This window comes from Sphingopyxis sp., assembly GCF_965279755.1.
Classification (GTDB): Bacteria; Pseudomonadota; Alphaproteobacteria; order Sphingomonadales; family Sphingomonadaceae; genus Sphingopyxis.
Map to the genome: position 1 here is coordinate 272,367 of NZ_OZ257261.1, position 12,923 is coordinate 285,289.

Here is a 12,923-nt window from a genome sequence, read left to right on the forward strand (position 1 = left end):
GGCAACTAGCTTTCGCGATCGACCGGCACCGACACCATATTGCCACCGCTGAGCGACGGCTTTTCGGGGCGTTTCGCGACTGCGATCACCAGTCCGACGAGCGCCACCGCGCCCCCGGCAATCGACAGCGCCGCCCAGCGATAGCCCTCGAACGCGGTCGAAAATCCCATCGCGATGATCGGGATGAGCACGCTCGACCATGCCGCCTGCCCCGGTCCTACTGCCCTGATAACGTTGAAATAGAGCGGGAAGGTCACCGCGCTTGCGATGATGCCGAGATAGAGGACGCCGCCGATATAGGCGGGGGTCGCCTCGATCACCGGCGGTCCGGTCGTGATCCATGCAAAGCTGCCGTCGGCGAGAGCACCAAACAGCATCGCCCACGCGATCATCACGACCATCGATTGCGCGCGGGCGATCCTGGTCCCCTGCATCACATTGGCGGTCGACGCGCTCATCACGCCGGCCAACGTCAATGCGGTTCCCGTGAGGACTTCACCCGCACCCAGCGCCGCAGCGCGATACTCGTGCAGGATCATCATGCCGACGCCAAGGATCGCGATCCCCGCCCCGGCAAGGAAGCGTCCCTCCAATGGCGTTCGCAGAAAGACGCGCCCCATCAGCGTGTTCGGGACGATCAGCAGCGCGAACAGCACTGCGACGAGGCCCGAGGTAATATGCTGCTCGGCGCGGTAGACGAAATTGAAGTTGAAGGTGAACTGCGCAAATCCGAGCAGCGCGGCAAAGGCCATCGCGCGGGGTTCAAGCCACAGTTTCTCGCGCCGGGCGGTGGCGAAAACGAACATCGCGATCGCCGCGACCGCAAAGCGATAGGTCACCGACCAGCTCGGCGGCACGACCCCGAGTTGACCAGTGATGACGATCCACGTCGACCCCCAGATCAGGGTGACGAAGGCAAAGGGAATGAGGACGCGGGGCGACAGCAGGGTCGCCGGTTGATCGCTCATAGCCCGGCGATGGCGGCCGCCAGCGGCGCGACCGCGGCGGCATCCTGATCCCAGCTCGTGACCAGACGCGCGGCCCCTTCTCCCCAGTCATAGAAGTCGAAACCCTGCGCGCGAAGGCCGGCGGCCTCCACCGGGCTGAGACGGACGAACAGCTCGTTGGCCTCGACGGGGTGCATCAGGCGGTCGCCGCAAGCACCCGCCAGGGTTGCCGCCCCGGCATTGGCCGCACGCGCATTGGCGAGCCACAAATCGTCCTTCAACATCGCGCGGACCTGCGCCGCGACGAAGCGCCCCTTGCTGAGCAGGTGACCGCCGCGCTTCTTGAGTTCACGCACCCCCGCGCCGCCGCTGCCGCCGAAAAAGACGAGCGCCTCCGCCATCATCGCGCCGTTTTTGGTAAAACCGAACGACAGCGCATCGACCCCGGCGCGCCAGGTGACATCGGCGGGCGAGCAGCCGAGGAACGCAACCGCGTTGGCAAAGCGCGCGCCGTCCATATGCAGCTTCATGCCGTTCGCGCGCGCAATCTCGCTGATCGCGCCGACCTCGTCGGGGCGCCAGGCGAGGCCATATTCGGTGGCATTGGTAATGCTGATCGCCGCCGGCTGGACCTGATGCACGTCCTTGCGGATGCCCGCGATCCGTGCCTTCAGCGCGTCGGCGTCAATCTTCGCACCGCTGCCCGGCAGCGTCATCAACTTGGCGCCGCCGGAATAAAAGGTCGGCGCACCACATTCGTCGACCTCGATATGCGCTTCTTCATAGCAGAGAATACCCTGCCAGGGCCGGACAAAATGGGCGAGGATGATGCTGTTCGCAGCGGTGCCCGTCGAAATCCAGACGACTTCGCAGTCGGTCTCGAACAGGTCCGAAAAAGCCGCGTCGAGCGACTGGCTGAGCGCATCGCCGTCATAGGCGGTGTCCACATGGTTGGCGGCGACGAGCGCCTCCATCACGGCGGGATGCACGGTCGCGGCATTGTCCGAAAAGAAGCGGAGAGCGGTCATGGAGGCGCCCCTTAGCGCATGATCGGTAATGGCGCTAACGCATTAATTTTTTGGCGGACCGGCAGGGTCGTCGCCTTCTTCTGCCCCCGAGCCATGCACCAGACTGGCCCCGCCAGCGATACCGAGCCCACCGGCCATCCCCATGCCGCCGCCCGTGCCGTCGCCGCCACCGCGACCGCCTCCTCCGCCGCCGCTTTCACCACCGCGTCCCGAACCGCCGCCCTTTCCACCGCTCGACGGGCGCGTCGGCCCCTGCTGCGGAATAACGACGTCGGCGGGCACGGGATCGAGATCGAGCGCCTCGCGGATGAAATCGCGCAGCGCCACGACCAGGGCATGAACGTGTACCGGGCGACCGTCGGTCAGTTCCTGCGCGGCGAGGCTCGCCAGACGGACCTGATCGGCGGTGCCGAGCAGGATGACATCCGAGAGCGCAGCCTCAACAGCGTCGCGAATCCGGCGCGGCCGATCCGATTCGCTGCTACCCTCCCCGGATTCGGGTTCAACCTCCGCCTGTGCGCGGCGCAGATCGCGCAGGTGACGCGGATCGACCATCAGATCGCCGGTGAACGAGCCGCCCAGCGTCTTGTAGGCAGCAATCAGCGTGCGCAGACGTTCGTTGATCTGACGATTGATCCGCTCGCGGCGTTGCTGGATCGTCATCATGACCATCAGCCGGATGCCGACGCCGATCAGCGTCACCAGCGCCAGCCCCATCAGCGTCACGCCGACGCTCTGCCACGAGGAGAAGTCGAGCATCCGCATCCGTCAGCCTCCCGCCCGGCGAACAGGCGGGCATGGCGACAGACTGCCGTCAGTTACGGCGCGGCGCCACCGGAAAATGGCGCCGTAGAACCGCGCGCGGACGATCAGGAGGAAGGCTTGCGATAGATCCATCGCCGCAGCGACCGCGATCGGCGGACCATATAGCGGCCGGGCAGGATCAATCGCGTGTGAACGCCGTGGCTGTCCACCAGTTTGGCGAAGCGCGGGAAATATATCGAGCAGGGCTGCCAGTCATGGAGAGCCGGGTCGACGGGCGCGTTATAGGTCATTGCTTACCACCCTTTTGTGGCAGCATCCCGAAACCGTCCTCCGGTTCTTCTTATAGCGTGGCGCTGCCCGACAACAGCCTAAAAACGCGCGCCGACGCTGCAGGTTGCCGCGTCGTGGCGTATATATTCAACAGCTTGCCGAGGCGCGGCATACCGACCGGCTTTTGAGACGGTCCTAACGATCGCGCTTGGCGAGCAGCTTCAGGCGCAGCGCGTTCAGCTTGATAAAGCCCGCCGCATCCTTCTGGTCATAGGCGCCGGCATCGTCTTCGAACGTCACATGCCGTTCGCTGTAGAGGCTGTTCGGCGACTTGCGGCCGACGACACTGGCGTTGCCCTTGTAAAGCTTCAGGCGAACGGTGCCGCTGACCTTTTCCTGGCTGTGATCGATCGCCGCCTGCAACATCTCGCGTTCGGGCGCGAACCAGAAACCGTTGTAGATGAGCTCGGCATATTTCGGCATCAGCTCGTCTTTCAGATGCGCCGCGCCGCGGTCGAGCGTGATGCTTTCGATGCCCCGATGGGCGCGGGCATAGATTTCGCCGCCGGGCGTCTCGTACATGCCGCGCGACTTCATGCCGACGAAGCGGTTCTCGACCAGGTCGAGGCGGCCGATGCCATGCTTGCGGCCGAGGTCGTTGAGCGCCGCAAGCAAGGTCGCGGGCGACATCGCCTGACCGTTCAGCGCGACGCCGTCGCCGCGCTCGAAATCGATCGTGATATATTCGGGCGCGTCGGGTGCATCTTCGGGATTCACCGTGCGCGAATAGACATAATCGGGGGTCTCTTCCCACGGATCCTCGAGCACCTTGCCCTCCGACGAGGTGTGCAGCAGGTTCGCGTCGGTCGAGAACGGGCTTTCACCACGCTTGTCCTTCGGCACCGGGATCTGGTTCTTCTCAGCGAAATCGATCAGCGCGGTGCGGCTGGTCAGATCCCATTCGCGCCACGGCGCGATCACCTTGATGTCGGGGTTCAGCGCGTAGCAGGACAGCTCGAAACGCACCTGATCGTTGCCCTTGCCGGTCGCCCCATGCGCCACGGCATCAGCGCCGGTTTCCCTGGCGATCTCGACGAGGCGCTTCGAGATCAGCGGACGCGCGATCGACGTGCCGAGCAGATAATCGCCCTCATAGCGCGCGTTGGCGCGCATCATCGGGAAGACGAAGTCGCGAACGAATTCCTCGCGAACGTCATCGATATAGATGTGCTCGGGCTTGATCCCCATCAGCTCCGCCTTGGCGCGCGCGGGCTCGAGTTCCTCGCCCTGACCGAGGTCGGCGGTGAAGGTCACGACCTCGCAGCCATAGGTGACCTGCAGCCACTTCAGGATGACGCTGGTATCGAGACCGCCCGAATAGGCGAGGACGACGCGCTTGAAGGACTCGGACATGATGGCACCTTTGGCGAGGGAAAGACGCGGGCGCGGCTAGCAGTCCGCCGTTCAAGGTGCAACCGGCTTGGCGGCTGCGACAGGACAGGATAGTCATTCGCAAGGGAGACGGACGATGGGCAAGACCGAGATCAAGACCAAAGCCACCGAGGTCGCCGTCGACGATTTCATCGCCGCAGTTCCCGACGCGCGACGCCGTGACGAGGCCGCAACGATCGATGCCATGCACCGCCGCGTCACCGGTCTCGATCCCAAAATGTGGGGCCCGTCGATCATCGGCTATGGCAGCTATGACTATGTCTACGACAGCGGCCATTCGGGTACGATGTGCCGCGCGGGATTCAGCCCGCGCAAGGCCGCGATGACGCTTTATCTGATGGGCCATTACCTCGACCGGCAACCCGAGGCGGATGCCCTGCTGGCGAAGCTCGGCAAATACAAAAACGGCAAGTCCTGCCTGTATATCAACAAGCTGGCGGACGTTGATCTGGACATACTAGAACAGCTCGTCACGCTGAGCTGGGAGGTAATGAACGAACGCTACCCGGCGTAGCGCTCTTCCGCCTCGCCCATATAGTCGCGTGTCAGCGGTAACGCGTGACGGCCGCGTGCGAACTGGATCTGGTAATTGCCCATCCCGCCGCTCTCGAACGCCGCGGTCGCGCCGGCCAGATAGAAGCACCACATGCGAAAAAAGCGCGCGCCGTTCATCGCGACGATCTGGGCCTCATGCGCCAGCGTGTTCGCATACCATTGGCGCAGCGTAAGCGCGTAATGCAGCCGCAGCGTTTCGACGTCGGTGACGATCAACCGGCTCTTCTCGCTCGCCGCGACGGTTTCGCTGAGCGCGGGAATATAGCCGCCGGGGAAGATATATTTGCGCGTGAAGGCGTCGGTCGTGCCCGGCTTGCCGAAGCGTCCGATCGTGTGGATCAGCATCACCCCGTCGGCGGTCATCAGATTGGCGCAGGCGCGAAAAAAGGTGTCGAAATTGCGCGCTCCGACATGCTCGAACATCCCGACCGATACAATACGGTCGAAACTACCGGGCTCGCGGACGGCCAGATCGCGATAGTCGATCAGTTCGAATCGCACACGGTCGGCGACCCCGGCCTCCTCCGCGCGCTGACGCGCCAGCTCGAGCTGCTCGGTCGACAAGGTGATGCCGAGAATCTCGACCTTTTCCAGCTTTGCAAGTGTGATCGCCATCCCGCCCCAGCCGCAGCCGATGTCGAGGATTCGCTGTCCCGGCGCGAGCGCGAGCTTCGCGGCGATATGCGCCTTCTTCGCCGCCTGCGCCTCGTCGAGGGTCATGTCGGAGCGCCGCCAATAGGCGCAGCTATATTGCATGTCGGCGTCGAGGAAGAGCCGGTAGAGGTCGTTGCCGATGTCATAATGATGCGCGACATTAGCGCGCGACTGGCGCTGGCGGTTGATTGAACCGATCCGGGTTTTCAACCCGTCGATCCGGCGCCCGGTCCACGTCTTGTCCTTGAGCTTCGCGCCGCGGTCCCACGGCGTATTCATCCGGAGCAGGCCGATCAACGCCATGATGTCGCCTTCGACGAGCTGCATCTCGTCATCCATGAAAGCCTCGGCCGCGCCAAGCCGCGGATCGAGAATCACCCGCCGCATCGCGCGGCGGCTGGTAAAACGGACGCCCACCTCGGGGAAGCCCGGCGCGGGCTCGCCGAAATGCTCCGTCCCGCCGTCCGGATCGATGACCGTCAGTCGGCCGTGGAGTATAACGCGGGAGAGGAATTGGCTGAGTATGGACAAAAGTGCGACCTCGCTATCATTGCACCCCTGCTGCCCCCGCTACGCGTTAAATACCCGCATACCATTCATAATCAATGCGATCTTCCCAGAAGCCGCCCTTGCCCGCCCCCACGCCGTCCAGGCTGGCGACCGCTTCGATGCCGGTCAGATATTTCGCATGCTTGTACCCGAGGTGCCGCTCGATCCTGAGGCGCACCGGCGCGCCGTTCGCGATCGGCAGCAACGCGCCGTTCATCGCCCATGCCAAGATCGTCTGCGGGTGCAGCGCGTCGACCATGTCGCAGCTTTCATAATAGAGCGCGTCGGCGATCCGGTCGGCGCAGCGAAAAACGATATAGCGCGCATTGTCCCTGACCGCCGCCGCCGCGAGAATGTCGCGAAGCTGCGGCCCCGTCCATTCGCCGATCGCGCTCCATCCTTCGACGCAGTCGTGACGAGTGATCTGCGTGCGCTGCGGCATCGCACGGATGTCGGCCATCGACAGCGACAGCGGCCGCGCGACCAGCCCCGACACGGCTATGCGCCAGTCGGCGAAGTTCGCCGCGGCGTGCGCCGCATAGGCTGCGCCATCCGGAAGCTTCGTTCCGTTCGAGCGAAACACCGGTGACAGGTCGGCGCGGGTGAATTCGCGCGCCAGCCCATCGCGATCCATCAGCGCACGTTGGCTCGCGCGGTTCATCTCCTCGCCCATCGACAATATCTTGCGCACGGCGGGCGCCTCGCTGATCGCGTCGCAGCCCGACAGGATCGGCAGTGCGCCCGCCGCCGCGACGAGACCGCCGGCGCGGGCGATCAATTGGCGACGCGGAAGCACGATCCCGCTCATGCGTCGCGCTCCCTGTCGGGCGGCAGCGTGAACCAGCCGCTGATCATCGAGCGAACCTCGTTCAGCGGCCCGGCCAAAACCACCATTGCGATATGGACGAGGATGAAGGCGACGAGCAGCCATGCCGCGATGAAATGGATCGAGCGCGCCGACTGCCGCCCGCCGAAGAGGTCGAGCAGCCATGGCCATGCCGCGTCCATACCCGGCGACATGGTAAGGCCGGTGGCGATCATCAGCGGCAGCAGGATGAAGATCACGCCGATGTAGCTCAGTTTCTGCAGGATATTGTATCGCGCCGCCGCCGCGCCTTTCGGCAAACGAAGCCGCGCATGATCCTTGATGTCGTGCCAGATATGCCGCGGTGACCATTCGGCCCGGCGGACGTGGAGGTCCCTTTGGATATGCCCCCCGAAAAGGCTCCATAGCATGTAGAGGCTCAGGCCAACCGACAAGACCCATGCAAAGAACAGGTGCCAGCGCCTTCCCGCCGCGAGATCGTAGCTGGTCGGGATCGTCGCCCAGCCCGGAAAGGCCCAGGTCTGTTCTTCACCCTCGGCATCGGTCCAGCGGCCGAGCACCCCGGTCGTCTCGATTCGCGTCTCGCCGAAGCGGATATAGCCGGTGTCGGCGGTCGAGCCGATCGCGAACCACGCGCGATCGGGGTTCGCGCCATATTGGCCCCAATAAAGCCGCGGATGCGCGTTGAAGATCATCAGCCCGCTCATCAACATGACGAGCAAGGTCACCGCATTGATCCAATGCCAGATGCGCGTAGGCAGCCGGTGGCGATAGACGCGCACCGGAACGGGCGTTTCCGGCACCGGCGGCAGCGGAGCGTCGGGAGAGTCAGCTTTGGCCATATCTCTCCTTCGCTCCTTCAGCAGTTCCGGTTACACTGCCACCTCTGCCTTATATTCCTCGCGGTAGCGATTGCGCAAAGTCACCTTGTCGATCTTTTCGCTACCGAGCTTGGGCAGCGCGTCGTTCGACATCCAGATTCGGCACGGCACCTTGTAGGGCGCGAGCCGCGGACTCAGGAAGGATGTCAGGTCCTCGGCGGTCACGCTGCTGCCCGGTTTCAGCCAGACGACCGCGCCGACGCATTCGCCTAGCCGCTCGTCTGGCAGTCCGAACACCGCGCATTCATTGACCTCGGGATGTTCGTAGATCGCTGCCTCGACTTCCTGACAGCTGATATTCTCGCCGCCGCGAATGATGATGTCTTTCTTGCGATCGACGATGAACAGATATCCGTCCTCGTCGACATAACCGAGGTCGCCCGACCGGAAATAGCCGTTATCGAAGAAGGCAGCCTTGGTCGCCGCCTCATTGTTCCAATAGCCTTCGAAATTGGCGACGGAGCGGATGCACACTTCGCCAACCGCGCCCTGCGCCAGTTCGTTGCCATTGTCGTCGAGGATCGCGAGATCGACGAGCGGCTTCGATGCCGGGCCGGTCGATAGCGGCTTGGCGACATAATTTTCGTTGATGATGCCGCAGCCAACCGCGTTGGTTTCGGTGAGGCCGTAACCGAGCAGCGGCTTCGCCTCGCCCATTTCGGACGCAAGGCGCCGGACATGCTCGGGCGGACGCGGCGCGCCACCCCCGGCGTAGCTCTTGCACGTCGACAGATCGTAATTCTTGCGGTTGGGGCTGACGAGAATTTCGTAGCTCATCAGCGGAACGCCGACGAAATAATTGCACTTCTCGTCCTGGATCAGCCGCATCGCCTCATCGGCATTCCATTTGGGCATCAGCACCAGCTTGCGCCCGAGCGCGAGGCTCTGAAGGAACACCGGAATTTCGGCGGTGACATGGAACAAGGGCGTACAGATCAGCGTCGCGGGCTGGATTTCGGACATCTGCCCGTCTTCGGTCAGCAGATGCACGATGCTCGCGGTCTGCGTCACATAGTTGAAGATCGCCTGCACAACGGCTTCGTGGCGCGAATAAGCGCCCTTCGACTGACCCGTCGAACCCGAGGTGAAGAGAATCGTCGCCAGATCCTGTCCGGTGAGCGTCGGCAGCACGGTGTCCGCGCTGCCGCCGGCAGCGACGGGAGCAATGGCTTCGTCGATCGGCTTGGTGATATCCAGCGTCACGATTTTCGCGCCATGGCTTACGCCCGGCTCGGCCAGCCGCGCCGCGCGCTGCGGATCGGCGATAACCAGCTTTGCCTCGGCATCCTCGATCCCCGCGGCCAGTTCGCCACCCTGCCACCAGCCGTTGAGCAAGGTCGCGCAGCCGCCGGCGAGCAGGATGCCGAGGTAGGAAACGCACCAGGCATTGGCGTTGCGCATCGCAAGCCCGACACGGTCGCCGCGCTGCACGCCATGACCTTCGACCAGTCCTGCGGCGACCTGACGCGCCGCGGCATAGACCTGCCTGAAGCTCAGCCGCTCGTTGCCCTCGACCAGAAAGGTCGCATCGCCATGCTGAGCCGCAAAAAAGGCGACATAATCGGCCAGATTCGTCGGGGCATTCGCGATAAACGGCAATTGACGGCCGAAGCGTTCGACGGAACCGACCTGGATCGGGCCGCCCGGGCCCGTGATCAGATTATACGCGGTTTCCAGGCGCAGATCGAGCGCTGAAGGCATGGGGCATCTCTCCTCTTGGTCTCGCTTGCCATACCCCCTATGGGGGTGGCCTCTCCTGGGGAAGGACAGCGCGACTATATGTTTCTTTTTGCAACCTTAGCCGAAGCGACGCAATATGTTAACTTCCAGGATCTGATGGGAGAGCATAGCGAGATCGCCTTCAGCGTCTTCGGCCTGCCGATCCGCTGGTATGCCCTCGCCTATCTCGCCGGCATTTTCCTCGGTTACTGGTATCTGCTGAAGCTGATCGCCCAGCCGGGCGCCCCGATGGCGCGCCGCCACGCCGACGATATGATCTTCTATGCCATGCTCGGCATCATCCTCGGCGGCCGGCTCGGCTATGTCCTGTTCTACAATCTCGAGGCCTATATCAAAAAGCCGCTCGACATCTTCCGCCTGTGGGACGGCGGCATGTCGCTGCACGGCGGCGTGATCGGCGTTCTGATCGCGATCTGGTATGTGACTCGCAAGGAAAAGCTCAGCTTCTTCCGCTTCTGCGACTATATCGCCTGCGTCGTCCCGATCGGCCTCGGCCTTGGCCGCCTCGCCAATTTCGTCAACGGCGAACTCTGGGGCAAGGTCGCCTATGTTCCCTGGGCGATCATTTTCCCGCGCGGCGGCCTTGAACCGCGCCACCCGAGCCAGCTCTATGAAGCGGGACTCGAGGGGATCGTGATGATGGCGGTCCTCGCCTTCTTCTTCTGGCGCACCGACGCGCGCTACAAGCCGGGCTTCCTCTTCGGCCTCGCCGCAATCGTCTACGGCCTCAGCCGCTTCGCGGTCGAATTCGTCCGCGAACCCGACGTGCAGCGCCAGTGGGTCGTCGACATGACCGGCCTGTCGATGGGCCAGTGGCTGACCGTACCGATGATACTGATCGGCGTATGGCTTGTTGCGACCGCCAAAGGCCGCCGTCAGCGCGTCGAGCCGATCGCGGGGACGGACAGCGTTGCGTGACGGCCTGCCGACGCCCGAACAGCTGATCAGGGATATCGCCGCCGCCCGGCCGATGACGATCGCCGACTATATGGCGGCGGCGAATGCCCATTATTACGCAACGCGCGATCCACTCGGCGCCGCGGGCGATTTCACGACCGCGCCCGAAATCAGTCAGATGTTCGGCGAGCTTGTCGGCATATGGATGGCCGACCTGTGGTCGCGCGCGGGCAGCCCCGCGTTTCACTATGTCGAGTTGGGTCCTGGTCGCGGCACCCTCGCCGTCGATGCGCTGCGCGCCGCCACGCGCTTCGGTTGCGTGCCGTTGGGCATCCATCTGGTCGAGACCAGCCCTACCTTGCGCGCGGCGCAATTGGCGCGGCTGCCGGAGGCGCAGCATCATGACGAGGTCGATGCCCTGCCCGGCGATGCGCCCCTGATCATCGTCGCCAACGAGTTTTTCGACGCGTTGCCGATCCACCAATATGTCCGCACCGCCGAAGGCTGGCGCGAGCGGATGGTCGTGCGTCGCGGAGACGCACTTGCACCCGAGGCCGGCTCCGTCCCCGCCGACGACGCCATCCCCCCTGTCCTGCGCAGCAAGCCCGAGGGCACGATCGTCGAGACCACGTCCGTCTCCGCCGCGATCATGCAGCGCTGCGCCTTTCGTCTCGCGCGGCAGGGCGGCGCGATGCTGGCGATCGACTATGGCTATAGCGGACCGGCGGCGGGCGACACGTTGCAGGCGCTGAAGGAACACCGCTTCGCCGACCCCTTTGCCGACCCCGGCGAGGCCGATCTGACCGCGCATGTCGATTTCACGACGCTCGCCGACGCGGCGCGGCCGGCGAGCGTTGCGATCAGCGACCCTATGCCGCAGGGCGACTGGTTGAAGCGCCTCGGCATCGATGCACGGCTTCGTTCGCTTTCGGCCGCAGCCCCGGCACGCGCCGACGATCTCAAGGGCCAGCGCGATCGCCTGGTCGAGGCCGATGGCATGGGCGAATTGTTCAAGGCGATCGCCTTCACCGCGCCCGGCTGGCCGGAACCCGCAGGATTTTCAGGAGACCTCGAATGACCGCCATCCAGCTGGCCAGACCCGAAGACGCGGAATCGATCGCGGCCTTCGCAAATGGATCTTTCACCCACACCTTCGGCCACATCTATGACCCGGCGGACCTCTCGGCATTTCTGGCGGAGTGGAACCCTCCCGAACGCGTCCGGGCGCAGATCACCGATGCGGGCCACGACATCGCCCTCGTCCGCGACCCGGCGGGCGCAATCCTCGGCTATATCAAGATGGGTCCGGTCGACTTCGATCTGCCGGCCGATCAGCCGCAGGGCGATGCGGTCGAACTGCACCAGCTCTATGTCGCCGAAGTCGCCAAGGGCACCGGCGTCGCGGCGGCGCTTATGGATTGGGGCATCGCCTGGGCACGCGAGCGTGCATCGATCCTCTATCTTTCGGTCTTTACAGAGAACCACCGCGCACAGGCCTTTTACCGCCGCTATGGATTTTACGATGTCGGCCGCAACGCCTTCCGCGTCGGCAATCATATCGATGAAGACCGCTTCTTCCGGCTCGACCTGTGACGGTGCCATTCGTCACCGCGCCGACTCTCAACGGTATCGCGCACGGCTTTTTCGGCCGCAAAGGCGGTGTATCGAGCGGCGATCTCGCGTCGCTCAACTGCGGCCTCGGCTCGAACGACGACCCCGCGCTGATTGCCGAGAATCGCCGCCGTGTCGCCGAAACCCTGCTGCCGAGGGCAGCACTTGCGGGCCTCTATCAGGTGCATGGCGATCGCTGCGTCATCGTCGATGAAACCACCGACCTCGCCGCACGCCCCGAAGCCGACGCCCTTGCGACGCGGACACCCGGCCTTTTGCTCGGCATTCTCACCGCCGATTGCGTCCCCGTGCTCTTCGCCGACGCCAAGGCCGGCGTGATCGGCGCCGCGCACGCTGGCTGGAAAGGCGCGATCGCCGGCATCACCGACGCCACGCTCGCGGCGATGGAAAGCCTTGGCGCTGACCGCTCCAACGTCACCGTCGCAATCGGCCCGTGCATCGGCCGCGCTTCCTACGAAGTCGATGATGGCTTCGTGCAGCGCTTCGCAACCGACGATCCCGCCAACGAGCGCTTCTTCGCCGCCGGCAAGCCCGGTCATGCGATGTTCGATATCGCCGCCTATGTCGCCGCACGTCTCGCCGCGGCGGGCGTGAGCCGAATTGCCATCGGCGGACAGGATACCTATGCCGAAGAGGCGGACTATTTCAGCTATCGCCGCGCCTGCCATCGAGGCGAAAACAGCTACGGACGGCAGATATCGGCGATCGGGCTCGCGTGAGCCGAGCG

Annotated in this window: 14 protein-coding genes; 5 read left to right on the forward strand and 9 right to left on the reverse strand. The window is 64.3% G+C overall.

Translation table 11 applies throughout. The features are described 5' to 3' along the window. Positions 1–5: 5 nt before the first annotated feature. The 5 genes from ACQY80_RS01430 to ACQY80_RS01450 all read right to left on the reverse strand — a co-directional run bounded on the left by ACQY80_RS01430 (position 6) and on the right by ACQY80_RS01450 (position 4,423). Positions 6–968 carry a DMT family transporter gene (locus tag ACQY80_RS01430; protein WP_428682906.1) on the reverse strand — a complete coding sequence of 321 codons (963 nt, stop codon included), beginning with the start codon at positions 966–968 and terminating at the stop codon, positions 6–8. After that, positions 965–1,975 carry a threonine aldolase family protein gene (locus ACQY80_RS01435; RefSeq protein ID WP_428682908.1) on the reverse strand — a complete coding sequence of 337 codons (1,011 nt, stop codon included), beginning with the start codon at positions 1,973–1,975 and terminating at the stop codon, positions 965–967. The genes ACQY80_RS01430 and ACQY80_RS01435 overlap by 4 nt, the downstream gene beginning before the upstream one ends. A 42-nt stretch (positions 1,976–2,017) precedes the next feature. Further along, positions 2,018–2,740, reverse strand: coding sequence for a hypothetical protein (locus ACQY80_RS01440; protein ID WP_428682910.1), 723 nt, complete (start codon positions 2,738–2,740; stop codon positions 2,018–2,020). A gap of 104 nt (positions 2,741–2,844) precedes the next feature. Continuing rightward, complete coding sequence (locus tag ACQY80_RS01445; RefSeq protein ID WP_428682912.1) at positions 2,845–3,030, reverse strand: hypothetical protein; 186 nt, start codon at positions 3,028–3,030, stop codon at positions 2,845–2,847. Positions 3,031–3,205: 175 nt separating this feature from the next. After that, on the reverse strand, positions 3,206–4,423 hold the full coding sequence (locus tag ACQY80_RS01450; RefSeq protein ID WP_428682914.1) for an argininosuccinate synthase: 1,218 nt from the start codon (positions 4,421–4,423) through the stop codon (positions 3,206–3,208). Between the two features lie 115 nt (positions 4,424–4,538). On the opposite strand from ACQY80_RS01450, the gene ACQY80_RS01455 reads away from it, so the two are divergent. Next, a complete protein-coding gene (locus tag ACQY80_RS01455; protein ID WP_428682916.1) occupies positions 4,539–4,976 on the forward strand; it encodes a DUF1801 domain-containing protein in 438 nt (145 codons plus the stop codon). On the opposite strand, the gene ACQY80_RS01460 is transcribed toward ACQY80_RS01455, so the two are convergent. The 4 genes from ACQY80_RS01460 to ACQY80_RS01475 are packed head-to-tail and all read right to left on the reverse strand — an operon-like array spanning position 4,964 to position 9,628. Continuing rightward, entirely contained in the window at positions 4,964–6,202 is a 1,239-nt protein-coding gene (locus ACQY80_RS01460; RefSeq protein WP_428682918.1) for a class I SAM-dependent methyltransferase, read from the reverse strand. The two genes, ACQY80_RS01455 and ACQY80_RS01460, sit on opposite strands and share 13 nt — an antisense overlap. Before the next feature lie 46 nt (positions 6,203–6,248). Beyond that, entirely contained in the window at positions 6,249–7,028 is a 780-nt protein-coding gene (locus ACQY80_RS01465; protein ID WP_428682920.1) for a molybdopterin-dependent oxidoreductase, read from the reverse strand. After that, positions 7,025–7,888 (reverse strand): cytochrome b/b6 domain-containing protein, encoded by an 864-nt coding sequence (locus tag ACQY80_RS01470; RefSeq protein WP_428682922.1) that lies wholly within the window; start codon positions 7,886–7,888, stop codon positions 7,025–7,027. The genes ACQY80_RS01465 and ACQY80_RS01470 overlap by 4 nt, the downstream gene beginning before the upstream one ends. Positions 7,889–7,918: 30 nt before the next feature. Then, positions 7,919–9,628, reverse strand: coding sequence for a class I adenylate-forming enzyme family protein (locus ACQY80_RS01475; RefSeq protein ID WP_428682924.1), 1,710 nt, complete (start codon positions 9,626–9,628; stop codon positions 7,919–7,921). Positions 9,629–9,706: 78 nt separating this feature from the next. Here ACQY80_RS01475 and lgt point away from each other — a divergent pair, with 78 nt between their 5' ends. The 4 genes from lgt to pgeF are packed head-to-tail and all read left to right on the forward strand — an operon-like array spanning position 9,707 to position 12,915. Continuing rightward, the gene (gene lgt / locus ACQY80_RS01480) at positions 9,707–10,585 is read left to right on the forward strand and encodes a prolipoprotein diacylglyceryl transferase (RefSeq protein ID WP_428682926.1); all 879 of its coding nucleotides are present in this window, start codon (positions 9,707–9,709) and stop codon (positions 10,583–10,585) included. A gap of 52 nt (positions 10,586–10,637) precedes the next feature. After that, complete coding sequence (locus ACQY80_RS01485) at positions 10,638–11,642, forward strand: class I SAM-dependent methyltransferase (RefSeq protein ID WP_428685715.1); 1,005 nt, start codon at positions 10,638–10,640, stop codon at positions 11,640–11,642. Then, complete coding sequence (locus tag ACQY80_RS01490; protein ID WP_428682928.1) at positions 11,639–12,157, forward strand: N-acetyltransferase family protein; 519 nt, start codon at positions 11,639–11,641, stop codon at positions 12,155–12,157. Before ACQY80_RS01485 ends, ACQY80_RS01490 begins: the two co-directional genes overlap by 4 nt. Then, on the forward strand, positions 12,154–12,915 hold the full coding sequence (gene pgeF, locus ACQY80_RS01495; RefSeq protein WP_428682930.1) for a peptidoglycan editing factor PgeF: 762 nt from the start codon (positions 12,154–12,156) through the stop codon (positions 12,913–12,915). Before ACQY80_RS01490 ends, pgeF begins: the two co-directional genes overlap by 4 nt. The last annotated feature ends 8 nt before the right edge of the window (positions 12,916–12,923 follow it).

Bases quoted from the DNA above. Each gene is read 5' to 3' on its own strand.
- ACQY80_RS01475 (WP_428682924.1), bottom strand. From the start codon at position 9,628: ATGCCTTCAGCGCTCGATCTGCGCCTGGAAACCGCGTATAATCTGATC.
- ACQY80_RS01485 (WP_428685715.1), top strand. From the start codon at position 10,638: ATGACGATCGCCGACTATATGGCGGCGGCGAATGCCCATTATTACGCA.
- ACQY80_RS01445 (WP_428682912.1), bottom strand. From the start codon at position 3,030: ATGACCTATAACGCGCCCGTCGACCCGGCTCTCCATGACTGGCAGCCC.
- ACQY80_RS01455 (WP_428682916.1), top strand. From the start codon at position 4,539: ATGGGCAAGACCGAGATCAAGACCAAAGCCACCGAGGTCGCCGTCGAC.
- lgt (WP_428682926.1), top strand. From the start codon at position 9,707: ATGTTTCTTTTTGCAACCTTAGCCGAAGCGACGCAATATGTTAACTTC.
- ACQY80_RS01450 (WP_428682914.1), bottom strand. From the start codon at position 4,423: ATGTCCGAGTCCTTCAAGCGCGTCGTCCTCGCCTATTCGGGCGGTCTC.
- ACQY80_RS01465 (WP_428682920.1), bottom strand. From the start codon at position 7,028: ATGAGCGGGATCGTGCTTCCGCGTCGCCAATTGATCGCCCGCGCCGGC.
- ACQY80_RS01435 (WP_428682908.1), bottom strand. From the start codon at position 1,975: ATGACCGCTCTCCGCTTCTTTTCGGACAATGCCGCGACCGTGCATCCC.
- ACQY80_RS01430 (WP_428682906.1), bottom strand. From the start codon at position 968: ATGAGCGATCAACCGGCGACCCTGCTGTCGCCCCGCGTCCTCATTCCC.
- ACQY80_RS01490 (WP_428682928.1), top strand. From the start codon at position 11,639: ATGACCGCCATCCAGCTGGCCAGACCCGAAGACGCGGAATCGATCGCG.
- ACQY80_RS01470 (WP_428682922.1), bottom strand. From the start codon at position 7,888: ATGGCCAAAGCTGACTCTCCCGACGCTCCGCTGCCGCCGGTGCCGGAA.
- ACQY80_RS01440 (WP_428682910.1), bottom strand. From the start codon at position 2,740: ATGCGGATGCTCGACTTCTCCTCGTGGCAGAGCGTCGGCGTGACGCTG.